This window comes from Flavonifractor porci, from assembly GCF_037572415.1.
In the GTDB taxonomy this organism is placed as follows: domain Bacteria; phylum Bacillota; class Clostridia; order Oscillospirales; family Oscillospiraceae; genus Flavonifractor; species Flavonifractor porci.
In genome coordinates, this window is record NZ_JBBHLB010000006.1 from 1 (window position 1) to 14,790 (window position 14,790).

Annotated in this window: 13 protein-coding genes and 1 pseudogene; 4 read left to right on the forward strand and 10 right to left on the reverse strand. The window is 61.0% G+C overall.

Annotation, left to right across the window (positions count from 1 at the left end; all coding sequences use genetic code 11):
- The 3 genes and pseudogenes from WHJ28_RS06805 to WHJ28_RS06815 form a co-directional block, all read left to right on the forward strand.
- Positions 1 to 471 (forward strand): annotated as a pseudogene (locus WHJ28_RS06805) (lactate racemase domain-containing protein); the annotation flags it as partial.
- Between the two features lie 170 nt (positions 472 to 641).
- Complete coding sequence (locus WHJ28_RS06810) at positions 642 to 1,307, forward strand: acyltransferase (RefSeq protein WP_340040942.1); 666 nt, start codon at positions 642 to 644, stop codon at positions 1,305 to 1,307.
- A gap of 111 nt (positions 1,308 to 1,418) precedes the next feature.
- Positions 1,419 to 1,724: a cysteine-rich small domain-containing protein gene (locus tag WHJ28_RS06815; RefSeq protein ID WP_340040944.1), complete on the forward strand. Its 306-nt coding sequence runs from the start codon at positions 1,419 to 1,421 to the stop codon at positions 1,722 to 1,724.
- Between the two features lie 82 nt (positions 1,725 to 1,806).
- Here the strand turns inward: WHJ28_RS06815 and WHJ28_RS16505 are convergent, their stop codons facing one another.
- The 5 genes from WHJ28_RS16505 to WHJ28_RS06835 form a co-directional block, all read right to left on the reverse strand.
- Positions 1,807 to 2,112 carry an IS3 family transposase gene (locus tag WHJ28_RS16505; RefSeq protein WP_425461108.1) on the reverse strand — a complete coding sequence of 102 codons (306 nt, stop codon included), beginning with the start codon at positions 2,110 to 2,112 and terminating at the stop codon, positions 1,807 to 1,809.
- A gap of 228 nt (positions 2,113 to 2,340) precedes the next feature.
- Positions 2,341 to 3,528 carry a [FeFe] hydrogenase H-cluster maturation GTPase HydF gene (gene hydF / locus WHJ28_RS06820; RefSeq protein ID WP_340040946.1) on the reverse strand — a complete coding sequence of 396 codons (1,188 nt, stop codon included), beginning with the start codon at positions 3,526 to 3,528 and terminating at the stop codon, positions 2,341 to 2,343.
- 12 nt (positions 3,529 to 3,540) lie between these two features.
- Entirely contained in the window at positions 3,541 to 4,959 is a 1,419-nt protein-coding gene (gene hydG / locus WHJ28_RS06825) for a [FeFe] hydrogenase H-cluster radical SAM maturase HydG (protein WP_340040948.1), read from the reverse strand.
- A 61-nt stretch (positions 4,960 to 5,020) separates the two neighbouring features.
- Positions 5,021 to 6,058 carry a [FeFe] hydrogenase H-cluster radical SAM maturase HydE gene (gene hydE, locus WHJ28_RS06830; protein ID WP_340040950.1) on the reverse strand — a complete coding sequence of 346 codons (1,038 nt, stop codon included), beginning with the start codon at positions 6,056 to 6,058 and terminating at the stop codon, positions 5,021 to 5,023.
- Positions 6,051 to 6,308: a TM1266 family iron-only hydrogenase system putative regulator gene (locus WHJ28_RS06835; RefSeq protein ID WP_340040952.1), complete on the reverse strand. Its 258-nt coding sequence runs from the start codon at positions 6,306 to 6,308 to the stop codon at positions 6,051 to 6,053. Before WHJ28_RS06835 ends, hydE begins: the two co-directional genes overlap by 8 nt.
- A gap of 347 nt (positions 6,309 to 6,655) precedes the next feature.
- Between WHJ28_RS06835 and WHJ28_RS06840 the strand changes: the two genes are divergently transcribed.
- On the forward strand, positions 6,656 to 8,122 hold the full coding sequence (locus tag WHJ28_RS06840) for a M15 family metallopeptidase (protein ID WP_340040954.1): 1,467 nt from the start codon (positions 6,656 to 6,658) through the stop codon (positions 8,120 to 8,122).
- Positions 8,123 to 8,188: 66 nt separating this feature from the next.
- On the opposite strand, the gene pyk is transcribed toward WHJ28_RS06840, so the two are convergent.
- The 5 genes from pyk to WHJ28_RS06865 all read right to left on the reverse strand — a co-directional run bounded on the left by pyk (position 8,189) and on the right by WHJ28_RS06865 (position 14,786).
- Positions 8,189 to 9,622 carry a pyruvate kinase gene (gene pyk, locus WHJ28_RS06845; RefSeq protein WP_340040956.1) on the reverse strand — a complete coding sequence of 478 codons (1,434 nt, stop codon included), beginning with the start codon at positions 9,620 to 9,622 and terminating at the stop codon, positions 8,189 to 8,191.
- Between the two features lie 233 nt (positions 9,623 to 9,855).
- On the reverse strand, positions 9,856 to 11,073 hold the full coding sequence (locus WHJ28_RS06850) for an MFS transporter (RefSeq protein ID WP_340040958.1): 1,218 nt from the start codon (positions 11,071 to 11,073) through the stop codon (positions 9,856 to 9,858).
- Between the two features lie 5 nt (positions 11,074 to 11,078).
- The gene (locus WHJ28_RS06855) at positions 11,079 to 12,287 is read right to left on the reverse strand and encodes an alginate O-acetyltransferase AlgX-related protein (protein WP_340040960.1); all 1,209 of its coding nucleotides are present in this window, start codon (positions 12,285 to 12,287) and stop codon (positions 11,079 to 11,081) included.
- A gap of 14 nt (positions 12,288 to 12,301) precedes the next feature.
- Positions 12,302 to 13,708: an MBOAT family O-acyltransferase gene (locus WHJ28_RS06860; RefSeq protein ID WP_340040962.1), complete on the reverse strand. Its 1,407-nt coding sequence runs from the start codon at positions 13,706 to 13,708 to the stop codon at positions 12,302 to 12,304.
- A gap of 13 nt (positions 13,709 to 13,721) precedes the next feature.
- Positions 13,722 to 14,786: an acyltransferase gene (locus WHJ28_RS06865; RefSeq protein ID WP_340040964.1), complete on the reverse strand. Its 1,065-nt coding sequence runs from the start codon at positions 14,784 to 14,786 to the stop codon at positions 13,722 to 13,724.
- Positions 14,787 to 14,790 lie beyond the last annotated feature (4 nt).

Consider the following 14,790-nt stretch of genomic DNA (forward strand, 5'->3'; position numbering starts at 1 on the left):
CACAAGCGGGTCATGAAGGACAACTGCGTCATCATCTGCTCCTCCATCTGCAACGGCTACTTCCACGACGAGCGCTGGCCCTACCTGCGGGAGCTGTATGAGATGTTCCAGCACGACTATATGAACATCCTGCCCGACATGGACCGCTACGGCGAGTACTTTGCCACCAACCAGGAGTACATCCGCAAGTACCGCTTCTGCAACGCCTTCCACCCCTTCCACGGCTTCTCCATGATGAGCTGCGGCCACATCGCCGAGATGAACACCAGCGCCATCTATATCGTGGGTGCTCAGGAGCCCGGCATTGCCCGCGGCATGGGCCTCAAGACCCGGGCCACCTTCGAGGAGGCCCTGGAGGACGCCAAGAAGAAGTTCGTGGGCGAGAACCCCAACATCCTGGCTCTGCCCCAGACCTTCAAGCTGGGCGCCGTCCATCTGTGCATGAAGGGCGACGATCTGAGCCGCGTATAACCCCGCCCTGCACAAACTGCGGCCGTGCTGTGAATCGTTCTTCACAGCACGGCCGTTTTGGTGACAAAGCGCAGTCTTTGTGCTATAATACAGCCCGGATATGGCTTTGCCGCAGGGGGTCCCTGCGGCGAGAGTTTGAGATTTCAATGAAACAGGAGGTCCTGTATCCTATGAACATCACCATTTCCGATCTGCTCGATCTGTCCCACACCCTGGCGGGGGATTATCTCCGGCAGTTTCAGTACCCCTGGGAGGCCCTGGACGGCATCAAGGACCTGATCCTCTCCCTGGGCAGCCAGCTCCCCGCTGAGGAGTACAGCCAGCCCCAGGAGCACGTCTGGGTCCACAAAACCGCCGTGGTGGCCCCCACCGCCTACCTGGGCGCACCCTGCATCATCGGTCCTGAGACCGAGGTACGCCACTGCGCCTTCATCCGGGGTTCCGCTCTGGTGGGAGCCCACTGTGTAGTGGGCAATTCGGTGGAGCTGAAAAACGTGATCCTCTTCGACAACGTCCAGACCCCTCACTACAACTATGTGGGCGACTCCATCCTGGGCTACAAGAGCCACATGGGCGCCGGCTCCATCACCTCCAACGTCAAGTCCGATAAGACGCTGGTGGTGGTAAAGGGGGAGGCCCTCATCCCCACCGGACGGAAGAAGATGGGCGCTATCCTGGGCGACTTTGTGGAAGTGGGCTGCAACTCGGTCCTCAACCCCGGCACCATTCTGGGCCGTCACAGCAGCGTCTATCCCACCTCCTGCGTCCGGGGCGTTGTTCCCGCCCACAGCATCTATAAGGATAAGGACCATATCGTCCTGCGTCAGGAGGGCTGACCGGCCCATCCCCACATCAGAGCGGCGGCTTCCCTGTGGCTTGACAGTCCCCGCCTCTTCCGTGTATCATGAGAGCACGGATTCACGGATCATACAGAAAGGGGCACTGTTATGGAAGAAAATAAACCCTATTGGGAGGGCAAGCACTTCTCCTTCTACACCAACAAGGAGTGTGAGTACTACCCCTGCCACAAGGTCCCCGAGGGACAGGACTTCAACTGCCTGTTCTGCTACTGCCCGCTGTATATGCTGGGCCGGGACTGCGGCGGCAACTTCAGATATATGGAAAACGGAATCAAGGACTGCAGCAGCTGCACCCTCCCCCACAAGCGGGAGAACTACGGCTACATTGCCGCCAAATTCCAGGAGATTGCCAAGGCCATGGCCGACCGGGAGCGGGAAGCCGGGCACAAATAGTGCACACAAGAGGGCCGGCTGCATTGTACACCGCCACAGCTTATGCAGACAGCGCAAAAGCTGTATTGGGAAATATTAGGATCTAAATGGAGAGGCGCCGCGACAGCGGCGCCTCTCCATTCTTTAACCGGATGCGCTCATGGTTGTAAGAATAGATATAGCAATTAATCATCTCATTGGCTTCTGAGAAAGTGGAGGGCTTGTGGCGGTAAACACACTCTGTTTTGAGCATGGAAAAGAGGTTTTCCACCATGACAGCATCATATGGATTGCCTTTTCTTGACGTGGAAGGCATACTGCCGTATGCTTGAGTCAGGTTGAAGTACGCTTGCGAGGTGCGCTGAAACCCCTGGTCGCTGTGGAGGTGCAACTCCGCAGCGACCTTCATTTTTCTTTTTCAGAACCAGACTTACCGTCTGCTGCCATTTCCTCCGGCGGGGGATTTTTGAGAGCAGATCATACGCCTTCATGCTCCGCAGTACAGTTTGGGGATTGCGAAAAACATCCTTCGTTTTCCCATGCCACATATAAGTTGGAAAAATACTTCTCAGGCCGCAAATGTGGAATGTGTCCGCATACAGCAGGCAAATCCTGGGTGCGGCAGGCTGTATCCTCCTCAAAATTCTGGAAAGGGCTCTAGGGTACGCTCCAGAATACCGTTGAGGGAGGCAATCAAAATCCCGTAGTTGGTGATGGGAATGCCCTGATCGGCGGCGGTGCGCTGGCGGTACTTCATCTCCCGCTCCCCCAGAGTGCAGCCCCCGCAGTGGATGACCAGCTTGTAGGGCGTCAAGTCCTCCGGGTACTCCCGGCCGGAACAGAAGGTGTAGTCGGGCTCCACTCCGGTGGCCTCGCGGATCCAGCGGGGCAGCTTCACCGTGCCGATGTCCTCACACTGGCGGTGGTGGGTGCAGCCCTCGGCAATGAGCACCTTGTCTCCGGCCTTCAGCTCCCGTACCGCCCGGGCGCCCTCCACAGTGAGGGCCAGGTCTCCCTTGTACCGGGCCATGAGGATGGAGAAGGAGGTGAGGGGCACCTCACGGGGCACGATCTTTGCCACCTTGCCGAACACCTGGCTGTCGGTGACCACCAGCCGGGGGGGCTTGGGCAGCCCCGCCAGGGTGAGGGCCAGCTCGGTGTCCCGGCACACCAGGGCAGCAGCCCCGGCCTCCAGCACATCCCGGATGGTCTGCTGCTGGGGGAGGATGAGCCGGCCCTTGGGGGCCGCCTTGTCGATGGGCACCACCAGCACCACTGTGTCGCCGGGCTGCAAAAGATCGGCAATCAGGGGGCGCTTGGGGCCCTCCTGCCCCGCCAGCCGGGCGGCCTTCTCCTTCAATTCGTGGATATGCAGACCGGTAAGGGCGCTGACCCACAGGGTGTTCTCCCCCTCCTCGGGCACGCTGTCCAGCAGGTCAGCCTTGTTCCAGACCAGCAGCCAGGGGATGCTCTTATCCTTGATAAGAGAAATCAGTTCCTCCTCTGCCTTGCCCAAAGGAGCGGTGGCGTCGGCCACCAGAATGGCAAGGTCCGTTTTATTGAGGACCTGCCGGGTCTTTTTCACCCGCAGCTCACCCAGCTCGCCCTCGTCGTCGATGCCGGGGGTGTCGATGATCTGCACCGGGCCCAGGGGCAACAGCTCCATGGCCTTATACACCGGGTCGGTGGTGGTGCCCTTCACGTCGGACACGATGGCCAGATCCTGGCCGGTGAAGGCATTGACCAGGCTGGATTTACCGGCGTTGCGCCGGCCGAAAAAGGCGATGTGGACCCGCTCGCCGGCGGGGGTGGCGTTGAGGCTCATGGGTATCCCTCCTCAGAATCGGAAGTCCCGCTCACCCTGGGCGATCTTCACCAGCCGGTCGGCCACGATCTCCTTCACCTTGGGATTGGTGATGTAGGCCTGCTGCTGGGCAATGACCTTTTCACCCACCGCGCGGGTCTCGGGGGCGGCGTAGTCCGTCAGGTACTCCTTCAGGGTCATGAGGGCGTTGGGCAGGCAGCAGTTCTGGATCTGTCCCGCCTTGCACAGGGACATGAACCGGTCGCCGGTTCTCCCCTCCCGGTAGCAGGCGGTGCAGAAGGAGGGCACATAGCCCAGCTCCATCAGCCAACGCACCACCTCGTCCAGGGTGCGGGTGTCGGACACGTCGAACTGGGCGGAGGACTCCTCCTCCGGCTCCTGCTCCACATAGCCGCCCACGCTGGTGCGGGACCCGCCGGAGATCTGGGAGATGCCCAGGCCCAGTACCCGCTCCCGTACCTTCTGGCTCTCACGGGTGGAGATGATCATGCCGGTATAGGGCACCGCCACCCGGATGCAGGCCACGATCTTCTCAAAGATCTCGTCGGAGATGCCGTTGTCAAAGGCGTTGGGGTCGATGTCGTCAGCGGGGCACACCCGGGGCACGCTGATGGTGTGGGGGCCCACCCCAAACACCGCCTCCAGGTGCTCGGCGTGCATCAGCAGACCGGCAAACTCGTAACGGTACAGCTCCAGGCCGAAGAGCACCCCCAGGCCCACGTCGTCGATACCGCCCTCCATGGCCCGGTCGTGGGCCTCGGTGTGATAGGCGTAGTTGCTCTTGGGTCCGGTGGGATGGAGCTTCTGGTAGCTCTCCTTGTGGTAGGTCTCCTGGAACAGGATATAGGTGCCGATCCCGGCCTCCTTCAGCTTGCGGTAATCCTCCACCGTGGTGGCGGCGATGTTCACGTTCACCCGGCGGATGGCCCCGTTCTTGTGTTTGATGGAGTAGATGGTCTGGATGGACTCCAGAATGTACTCCAGAGGATTGTTCACCGGGTCCTCGCCGGCCTCCAGCGCCAGCCGCTTGTGGCCCATGTCCTGAAGGGCAATGACCTCGGCCCGGATCTCCTCCTGGGTCAGCTTCTTGCGGGGAATGTGCTTGTTCTTGGCGTGGTAGGGGCAGTAGAGGCAGCCATTGACACAGTAGTTGGACAGGTACAGGGGGGCAAACATGACGATGCGATCCCCGTAAAAGTCCTTCTTGATCTGGCGGGCCAGCTCATAGATCTCCTGGTTCTTGTCCTCCAGCTCGCAGGCCAGCAGCACCGAGGCCTCCCGGTGGGTCAGGCCCTTGCGGAGCCTGGCCTTCTCCAGGATGGCGTCGATGAGGGCCGCGTCGCTCTTGTGAGCGTCGGCATAGGCCAGGGTGTCCAGGATCTCCTGGTGGTGGATGAAGTCCTCTGCTTTTCTGGATTTGGGATCGTACATGGGTGTTACTTCCTTTCTTTTGGGTCAGGGCAAAACCCTTCCCCATCAGTTTTTTCTCTGTTTAATCAGGAAAGTCTCCACGGTGGACGGCCACGGTGCAGCCAATGGCGGCCATACGCTGTTTCAGGCCCGCCAGGTGCTCGGCGGCTTCGTCGCCCGTGCAGAGCTTGTTGTCATAAAGGGTGTACTTGTCCCGCGTGGTGGGGGGCGACAGGTTGGGCATCACCACGTTGGCCCCCGCCAGAATGCCCAGCTCCCGGCCCTGGGGATGGATGGTGCCCAGAGCAGTGGTGGCGGGCAGCAGCACCTTGGGTAAGGTGAGTCGCACCAGAGAGAGCAAAATCAGGGTGTCCTCCAAAGTGCCCGCCTGCTCCTCGGCAAAGGGGGTGTCCTTCTGGGGGATGAAGGGCCCCAGACCCACCATGTGGGGCTGGAAGTCCTGAAGGAAGCAGAAGTCCTCCGCCAGGGTGTCCACCGTTTGTCCCGGAGAGCCCACCATGAACCCGGCCCCCACCTGGTAGCCGATGTCCTTCAAAGTACGCAGGCAGTTCAGCCGGCGGGCCAGGGTCAGCTCCGGCGGGTGGAGTTTGCCATAGTGGACACTGTCCGCCGTCTCGTGGCGGAGGAGATACCGGTCGGCTCCGGCGTCAAACCACAGCTGATAGGTCTGCCGGTCGAACTCCCCCAGAGAGAGGGTAATTGCGCAGTCCGGCCAGCGGGCCTTGATGGCCGCCACCGTCTCCGCCACCCAGTCGGGGGTGAGTCCCGGGTCCTCGCCTCCCTGGAGTACAAAGGTGCGGAACCCCCAGCCGTAGCCCTTCTCACAGCAGGCCAGGATGGTGTCCCGATCCAGCCGGTAGCGGGCCACCTGGCGGTTATCCCGCCGGATACCGCAATACAGACAGTTATTTTTGCAGATATTACTACACTCAATTAATCCCCGGACGTAGATCTGGTCGCCGTACCACCGGCGGCGCTCCTCCAGTCCCCGGGCAAAGAGATCCTTCTGATCCAGGCTGCGCCGACCGGCCAGCAGGGTCCGCCACTCGTCCCGGTCCAGCCGCCGCTGACGGCACAGCTTGTCCAGCAGCTCATTCATTGGTCAGCTTGGAGTACACCGCCTTGCAGCTTACGCCCGGCAGCATACCCGCCTTGCCGGACAGGGCGCTGATGGCGTCGGCGGGGGCGTCCAGCACGATGGAGATAATGTTCACCTGCCGCTCCCGGTAGGGCAGGCCCATCCGGCCGATGATATAGTCCTTGTACTGATGGAGCAGGGCGTTGAGTTCTTCCACAGAGTTTGGGTTCTCCACCACCACGCCCAGCAGGGCCACGCGGGTCTCTTCCATAACAATTTCCTCCTTGTAAAAAATGACAAATGGCGCACCCAAAAAGGGTGCGCCACAGCATACTCTCGTTCTGTCTGGCGACCCTTTCCCGTCAGGCTGTTACCCCTTTCGCGTCAGTGTCGGTTGTTAAATTATACTGCACATTTTAGTTTTTGTAAAGTCTCTTTTGCGCCATTGTATTTTGGGTCAAAGTGCGGTAGGATACGTTTTGATCAAGCCTGCGACCCATATCGACATTTTTCAAAAAAATTTGCTCAGGATAAAACCACCGCACCATCCGGCGTCACTAATAAGAGAAAACCATCCTCCGTTCCCCACAGATCAAGAGAGAGAAAGGAAGTCTGATTATGACGGTACGCAACTGGTGTGTGAAAGTAAGCGCCCTGGCTCTGGCCGGGGTCATGTCCCTGTCCGTCCTGCCCGTCCGGGCGGCGGAGTACGCTGATCTGGGCCAGGACCACTGGGCCTACGTGGAGATGACCCGGGCGGTGGAGCTGGGTATCCTCCAGGGGGTGGGAAACAACCAACTGGCCCCCGCCTTTACCATGAGCTGGGGACAGTTCCTGGCTCTGGTCACCCGGACCTTTGCCCCCGACGACTATCAGAGCGCCCTGGACCAGGGGGCAGCCTGGGATGAGGCGGGCTATCTGGCGGCAGCATCCGCCGGCATTCTGCGGGAGGAGGACGCCCTGCCTGTCAGCCCTGAACAGCTGGGGGAGATCATTACCCGGGAGGACGCGGCGGCGCTGCTCTACCGTGCCCTGCCGGAGGAGATCCAGGAGAAGTACGCCCACCCGGAAAATGAGGATCTCTTCACCGACTTTGACCAGATGGATGAGGTCCATCAGGCGGCGGTATCCGCCCTGGCCGACACCCAGGTATCCTCCGGCAAGCCGGACGGCTCCTTTGGCCGGACGGACCCCATCCAGCGGTGCGACGGCACGGTGCTGCTGATGCGCACCCTGAACGTGGTGGATCAGGCCCGGACCGGCAAGACCGCCACCATTACTCTGTACGGGGTGGACAGCGAGAGCGGCCAGGAGCTGTTCCATCAGCAGTATGCAACCGAGGTGGGGGCCTATCTGTTCGGTCTGCTGGAGGAGGCCCCCCAATACTATATCTTTGATGGATTTCAGGGAGGCGGCACCGTGACCTCCGCCTGCACCAGCTACTATGCCCAGTACCGGCCCATGACTCAGGCGGAGCGGGCGGAGGCCGATTTCTGGGATCAGGTGGAGCAGGGACTGGCCAGCGCGGAGGACTACTGGACCCAGCCCTTCTGGCTGTCCATGCAGGGGGAGAACGAAGCCAAGCACAACCTGCTCTTCGGCTCCACGGAAAAACGCCGCTTTGACAGCCAGGCAGAGGCCCAGGCCGCCATGACCACCATTACGGTGCCCATCTGGACGCTGTCCAAAGGGGTAAAGAAGACCTCCACTGCCACGCTCCAGGTCCACGCCGCCATTGCCGACGATGTGAAGGCCATCTTCACCGAGATCTACAACGACCCGGAGCAGTTCCCCATCAACGGCATCAGCGGCTTCCGGTATGTGGAAGGCACCACCGGTGAGCACAACTGCGGCACCGCCATCGACCTGAACGCCAACGAGAACTACCAGATCCGGGACGGGCAGGTCCTGGTGGGCAGCTGCTGGGAGCCGGGGAGCAACCCCTACTCCATTGCGCCGGACAGCTCTGTGGTCCGCATCTTTGAGACCCACGGCTGGAGCTGGGGCGGCGACGCCTGGGCCGCTGACAGCGACGACGCCACCGGCTACCACGACTATATGCACTTCTCCTACATGGGTGGGTAAGCAAAAAAAGGAACCGCTGCTGCAGCGGTTCCTTTTTTATGTCGGTCAAGTATGCTCAGAAACCTGTTACACAGGCTCGGCCACCACTTCAGCCTTGATGAGGTTGGTGGTACCGGACTTGCCCAGAGGCACGCCGGCGGTGATGACCACGGTCTCACCGGGCTTCACGATGCCCTCCTTGCGGGCCACGTCCACAGCCATGGAGAACATCCGGTCGGTGGAATCCACCTCGCCGGAAAGCAGGGGCTTCACGCCCCAGGAGATGGCCAGCTGACGGCGGGTGGACTCATTCTGGCACAGAGCCAGGATGGGGCAGGCGGGACGGAAGCGGGAGATCACCCTGGCGGTGTAGCCGGACTTGGTGGCCGCCAGGATGGCGGTGGCATTCAGGTCCATAGCGGTCAGGCAGCAGGAGTGGGTGATGGCGTCGTTGATGCCGCCGATCTCAGGCAGCAGGTTGCGCTCACGGAAACGGCCCCAGTAGCGGATGGAGTTCTCGGCGGAGGTGACCACGTCCACCATGGTCTGAAGGGCGTCCACGGGGTACTTGCCGGAGGCAGTCTCGCCGGAGAGCATCACGCAGGAAGTGCCGTCAAACACGGCGTTGGCCACGTCGGACACCTCGGCGCGGGTGGGCCGGGGATTGCGGATCATGGAGTCCAGCATCTGGGTGGCGGTGATAACGGGCTTGCCCTGCCGGATGGTGGCCTTGATCATTCTCTTCTGGAGGATGGGCACCTCGTGAGCGGGAATCTCCACGCCCAGGTCGCCGCGGGCCACCATGACGCCGTCAGCGGCCTCAATGATGGACTCCAGGTTGTCCACACCCTCACGGTTCTCGATCTTGGCAATGATACGGATATTCTCGCCGCCCTCGTGCTTACGCAGTTCGGTACGGATATCCTCCACGTCGCTGGCCTTGCGCACAAAGGAGGCGGCGATGAAGTCGAAGTCATTCTCGGCGGCAAACTTCAGGTCGTCCTTGTCCTTTTCGGTGAGGGAGGGGAGCATGATGCTCACATTGGGGATGTTGATGGACTTGTTATTGGACAGGGGGCCACCGTTCTCCACGGTGCAGTGGATGTTGTGACCTTCCACCTTCTCCACCAGCAGCTCGATCAGGCCGTCATCCACCAGGATGCGGCAGCCGGGGCCCACTTCTTCATGCAGATTCAGATAAGTCACGGACACCTGCTTCTCGCTGCCCTCCACCTCGTCGGTGCTCAGGACAAACTCCTGACCCTTCTCCAGGGTCACAGGGCCGTTGGCAAAAGACTTGATTCGGATCTCAGGGCCCTTGGTGTCCAGGATGGTGGCCACAGGGCGGCCCAGGGTGTCCCGGACGGACTTCAGCATGGTCAGCCGGGCCAGCTGCTCGGCGTGGCTGCCGTGAGAGAAGTTGAAGCGGGCGGCGTCCATGCCGCTCAGAATCAGCTGGCGAATGGTTTCCTCGTTGTCCACAGCGGGACCCAGAGTGCAGATGATTTTTGTCTTTCTCATTTCCTACCTCCATAGGTATGCAAATATGACTCTAAAAAAATCCGGGACTATCATACACCAATCTTTCCGTTTTGCATAGAGGTAATTTTCATTTTACCCAACTTTCGGAGTTTTTCATTAGAAATGTTTCCAGTTGATACGCGTTAAGCTCAAAAAAGACTGTCCCCCCACTCAGGAACAGCCTTTTTTTCCACTATTTTGTTGTTCGCTTGCCCTTTTAGCGGCGCCTAAAGCTATACTAGCCGGTTTCTTTTTCCGGAAAACAGTCGTAGGGCCGCCAAACAGAAGAGCACACCCAGACAGCCCGAGGCAATGCAGGCCGCCAGCATCAGATTGACGCCCCCCAGATCCAGGGTCCAGCCGGCCAGCACACCGCCCATCATGCCGCCCAGACCGTTGGAGGCCACCATCATCACGGTCTGCCCCCGCACCCGGTCGGCGGCGGGCACCGACTCGTTGACGAAGTACACCGAGGCCGGAGTAAACAGACCGTAACCCAGCACCTGAATGGGCTGGACCGCCAGCACCCCCAGGCAGTTAAAGGTACCAAGCAGCAGCACACCTTTCAGGGTGCCGAACATCATGCTCAGCATCAGCAGCTTTCCGCTGCCCAGCCGCCGCAGCAGTTTCTGAAAGAAGAAGGCGGTGGGCAGTTCGGAGGCTCCCATAAGGAAGAGGGCGATACCCAAATCAGAATCGGTGCCTCCCCGGCTGCTCACGATGTTCACCAGAAAGTTGGACAGGGGCATGATGCCGGTGAGGCCCAGGAATACTCCCACCAGCATCAGGGTAAAGCAGGGATTGCTCCGCAGCAGGGACAGAGCGGACTGGGGCTTGGGACCCTCCTCTCCCGCCTGTCCCCCCTTGCCCCGGTAGGCCGGGTAGGTAAGTACCAGCAGGATCTCCACCATCACCAGGACCAGATGGGTCAGCAGGGTGCTCTCCATGCCCAGCCGGCCGGCCTGGAAGCCCAGTACCACGCATACCACCGCGTAGGCCAGGGACCCCATACCCCGGCCCAGGCTGTAGCGGATGGGCATACCCTCGTTGATAAACTGCACCGCCATGGCATCCATCAGGGGATAGCAGGACACCTCCAGGCCGCCGATGACCACCCACACCAGGGTGGTCTCCCACAGGCCCATGCCGGGGGACAGCCAGTACCAGGCCCCCGCCGCCACCGAGATCAGCAGGGACAGGCCCACGATATACTTCAGAGGGATGCGGGGATGCCGGTCGGCAAAGCCCCCCAGCAGGGGCTGGAACAGGATGCCCGCCAGGCAGCGCACCGCCGTCATCAGACCCGCTTCGCTGTTGGAGAAGCCCCGCTGCAGCAGCAGGGCGGTCTGGTAGGCCACAATAGCGGCAAACATGGCCCAGAACCCCGCCTGCATGGCAATATAGTGATAGTCCAGCCGCCGCAGGGAGGGCCTGCGTTCACTCAGTTCCACTTGGTTCACTCCGTTCCTTCAAAGGCAAACATGGTCTCCAGCCCCGTGGAGCTGGCGGCATAGAGAGTCATCACCAGGTCAGGGTCCAGGTCCTCAATGGTGGCCAGCAGGTCGCCCTGGAATTGCCGCAGATCGATGGTGGTCAGTTCCGAGCAGGACAGGGCCAGGAAGGGGGCCAGGGCGCAGGAGAAGGACTCCCGCAGCAGCACGATCCTGGGCCCATTGGGGTTGTTGTGGTTGGTCATGGTAGCCACACCGTAGTCCCCGCCGGAGTAGTAGGTGTAGGGGTTGCCGTTGAACCAGTCTTTTTTCTCCACCCGCTCGGGGAAGCACACCGACTGGTTGAAGGGGCCGGTGCGCTCAAAGCCGCCGTCGGTGCTGGCATAGGTGAGATTGGTGTCAAATTTGGGGGTATAGATGGTAAAATCGTCCACCCCGGCGTAGAGGGACCCCACCCGCTTGCCCTGGCTGCCCAGGAAAAAGTCATCCAGCACCGTGGTGGACCAGTTGGCGGGATCTGTAAGGCGGGAGGGGGTGACGAACCCGTACCTGTGGTCCAGCAGCTGGGCCAGATGCTGCCAGGCAAAGAAGGCGGCCTCCGGCTTCCAGTGGTGGTCGGTGTTGAAGAACCAGCCGGAATAGATGCCATTGCTCTCAAAGAGGGGCCGCAGGTCAAAATAGCTGATGCCCGACTGGTCCAGCTCCTCCAGGAAAGCGTCGGCGGTGGCGTTGCCGTTCTCCGCCATGCCTATGGGCAGCATATCCTGCCCCCGCTGGATCTTCTGGGGGGCCATCACAAAGAGATAGGGGATGTCCTGCTCCTCCAGCGTCTGGGCCAGTTCCACTGTGGCGGCGGCATTGGCCTCCACGCTTTCCGCAGGCTGGGCGGTGCTGTCCGGCTTGACGAAGTTCAGCGCCCCGGTGGACAGCTTGACCACGGTGTTTTCATCCACCGCGTCCTCCACCATTCTGCGACCGGTCATGCGCTGGATGCCGCCATAGAGCTGGATAAACAGATGGTCCCGGTCCAGATCCTGGTTGACGGCGGTCTCCGCCCGGGCCAGGAAGGCGGTCACATCCTTGTCCCTGGCAAAGGTCTTGAGCAGGGCCTCAAAGCTGCCCTCCCGCCCCAAAAAGGAGGTGAGCAGCAGCACGAAGCCTCCCGCCATCAGCAGCAGGAACAGGCAGGCGGTTATGGTATTGCGTCGTTTCATTGGGCCGCTCCTTGTCAGAAGTTGAAGTAGATAAAGGGATTATAGGTACCCTTGATGATAAAGCTGGCCGACACCAGGAACACCCCGGCAATGAGCAGGGCGTAGCCAAGATCCAGCACCACGCAGTTGCGCTTGCCGGCCCAGTCCCGCAGCTTGGGGGCCACAGGCGCCGCAAAAACCACGGCGGCCAGCAGAGGCAGCCAGCATTCGGTGAGATAGAGCACCGTCAGCCCGTCCCCCAGTCCGGCGCCGAAGCCGAACAGGGCCTGGAAATACTGCAGGGCAGCGCCGATGCTCTCCGACCGGAAGAACACACAGGTAAGCATGAAAACCAGCACAGGGTAGAGCCACCGGAAGAACCTGGGCCAGCCCCGGCCCAGGCCGCCGTATTTCTCCAGCATGAGCAGGGCAAAGTTGATCATGCCCCAGGCCAGATAGGTCCAGTTGGCTCCGTGCCAGATGCCAGTACACAGCCACACCATAAAGATATTGCGGATCAGCTTGGCCTTGCTGTCCACCCGGCTGCCTCCCAGGGGGATATACACATAGTCCCGGAACCAGGTGGCCAGGGAGATGTGCCACCGCCGCCACAGGTCGGCCAGGGAGTTGGCCACAAAGGGATAGTTAAAGTTCTCCAGGAAGTGGAACCCAAACATCCGGCCCAGGCCGATGGCCATGTCGGAATAGCCGGAGAAGTCGTTATACAGCTGGAGGATGTAGGCCACCGCTCCCAGCCAGGCAAAGGAGGTGGTGAGCCCGTCTCCCGCCATACCGTAGGCCCGGTCGGCAATGATGGCCAGCTGGTTGGACAGCAGCACCTTCTTGCCCAGGCCCACCACAAACCGGGCGCAGCCGGCGGAGAAGTCCTCCCAGCTCTCCTTCCGGTTGTCGATCTGGTCGGCCACCGTCTCATATTTGACGATGGGGCCGGCGATGAGCTGGGGGAAGAAGGAGATGTACAGTCCCACCTTCAGCGGGGAGCGCTGCACCTTTCCCCGGTCCCGATGGACGTCCAGCACATAGCTGAGGGCCTGGAAAGTGAAGAAGGAAATGCCGATGGGCAGCTCGATCACCGGGATCACAAAGCTGGCCCCCAGGCCATCCAGAATACTCAGCGTAAACATCAGGTATTTAAATACAAACAGAATACCCAAATTGACCAGCAGGGCCAATAAAATGGGGGCCCGGCAGGACCTGTCCCGCCGCTTGTTGCGGTCCACCCACAGGCCGAAGCCGTAGTTGACCACAATGGAGCCCATCATCACCAGCACGAACCAGGGCTCGCCCCAGGCGTAAAAGCCCAGGGAGGCCAGCAGCAGGAACACGTTCTGCCCCTGCCGGAACTTCCGCAGGGGCACATAGTAGATGATGAGCACCAGGGGCAGGAAGAGGAAGAGAAATACGGAACTGGAAAAGAGCACTCAGTTGCCTCCTTTAAGTCAGGTAGCGCCCCACCAGGGGGATCTTGGAGATGAGCCAGGCCACGGCAAAGGAACACAGGAACACCGCCGCCGTCAGGACGGGCACCGCCAGCACCGGCGGAATGGAGAGCACGGTGATGTGCAGCCGGTCCAGCAGGATGAGGAAAAAGACGTGGACCAGGTACACTCCAAAGGACACCTGGGCCACCGAGCTCATCCGCTGGCGGCGGGAGCGCTCCTCGCTGACTCCCAGCACATACCGGAAGAACACAAAGACCGCCACGCTCATCAGGGCGATATTGGGGCTGTCATAGTTGTAGAGGGTCTGGGCAAAGACGCCCCGCTGCTGGGACAGCCAGGCGGTGCCCCCCACAGTGACCACCGCCCCAAGGATGCCCAGGATATAGATGAGATACTCCGCCGCCCGGTTGAGGGTGTAGGTTTTCAGATAATAGCCCAGCACATAGTAGCCCACATAGCCCAGCACCAGGTGGAGGTTCAGGTTGTTGACCCACAGGCTCACCGCTTCATGGGGCCACAGCCGCAGCAGGGTGGGCAGCAGGTTGGCAAACACGAAGCAAAGCAGGAAGAACCAGTGGAAGTCCGCCCGGCTGGCCCCCCGCACAAAGGCGCGGAGAATGGGGGTGATGAGGTACAGGCCCACGATCATATACAAAAACCACAGGTGGAAGTGGGTCTTACCCTGAAGCACCTGCCACAGGGCCGCCTTGACGCTGGCCCAGCTCAGCCCCGCCGCCGACACCTGGGTCACCAGGGCATAGGCCGTCCCCCACACCACCAGGGCCACCAGCATCCGCAGGATGTGGCCGAAAAACAGCTTGGATGGGGAGAGGCTGTGCTTGGGGTCCAGCAGGAACATTCCGGACAGCATGATAAAGACGGGCACACACCAGTGGGTCAGCCCGTCGTAGGCGTTGAGCACATGAAATTCCGCCGAACCCACCGGCACGTTGCCCAGCTGAGAGCCGGCCAGATGGACCACAATGACCGCCAGCATGGCCACAGCCCGCAGCAGGTCGGCATAGGCCAGGCGGCCTCCCGTCACTGTCTTGCTCATGTCC

Coding starts and splice junctions, on each gene's coding strand:
- WHJ28_RS16505 (WP_425461108.1), bottom strand. CDS start 2,112: ATGAAGGTCGCTGCGGAGTTGCACCTCCACAGCGACCAGGGGTTTCAG.
- WHJ28_RS06835 (WP_340040952.1), bottom strand. CDS start 6,308: ATGGAAGAGACCCGCGTGGCCCTGCTGGGCGTGGTGGTGGAGAACCCA.
- WHJ28_RS06840 (WP_340040954.1), top strand. CDS start 6,656: ATGACGGTACGCAACTGGTGTGTGAAAGTAAGCGCCCTGGCTCTGGCC.
- pyk (WP_340040956.1), bottom strand. CDS start 9,622: ATGAGAAAGACAAAAATCATCTGCACTCTGGGTCCCGCTGTGGACAAC.
- WHJ28_RS06865 (WP_340040964.1), bottom strand. CDS start 14,786: ATGAGCAAGACAGTGACGGGAGGCCGCCTGGCCTATGCCGACCTGCTG.
- hydG (WP_340040948.1), bottom strand. CDS start 4,959: ATGTACGATCCCAAATCCAGAAAAGCAGAGGACTTCATCCACCACCAG.
- WHJ28_RS06855 (WP_340040960.1), bottom strand. CDS start 12,287: ATGAAACGACGCAATACCATAACCGCCTGCCTGTTCCTGCTGCTGATG.
- WHJ28_RS06810 (WP_340040942.1), top strand. CDS start 642: ATGAACATCACCATTTCCGATCTGCTCGATCTGTCCCACACCCTGGCG.
- hydF (WP_340040946.1), bottom strand. CDS start 3,528: ATGAGCCTCAACGCCACCCCCGCCGGCGAGCGGGTCCACATCGCCTTT.
- hydE (WP_340040950.1), bottom strand. CDS start 6,058: ATGAATGAGCTGCTGGACAAGCTGTGCCGTCAGCGGCGGCTGGACCGG.
- WHJ28_RS06815 (WP_340040944.1), top strand. CDS start 1,419: ATGGAAGAAAATAAACCCTATTGGGAGGGCAAGCACTTCTCCTTCTAC.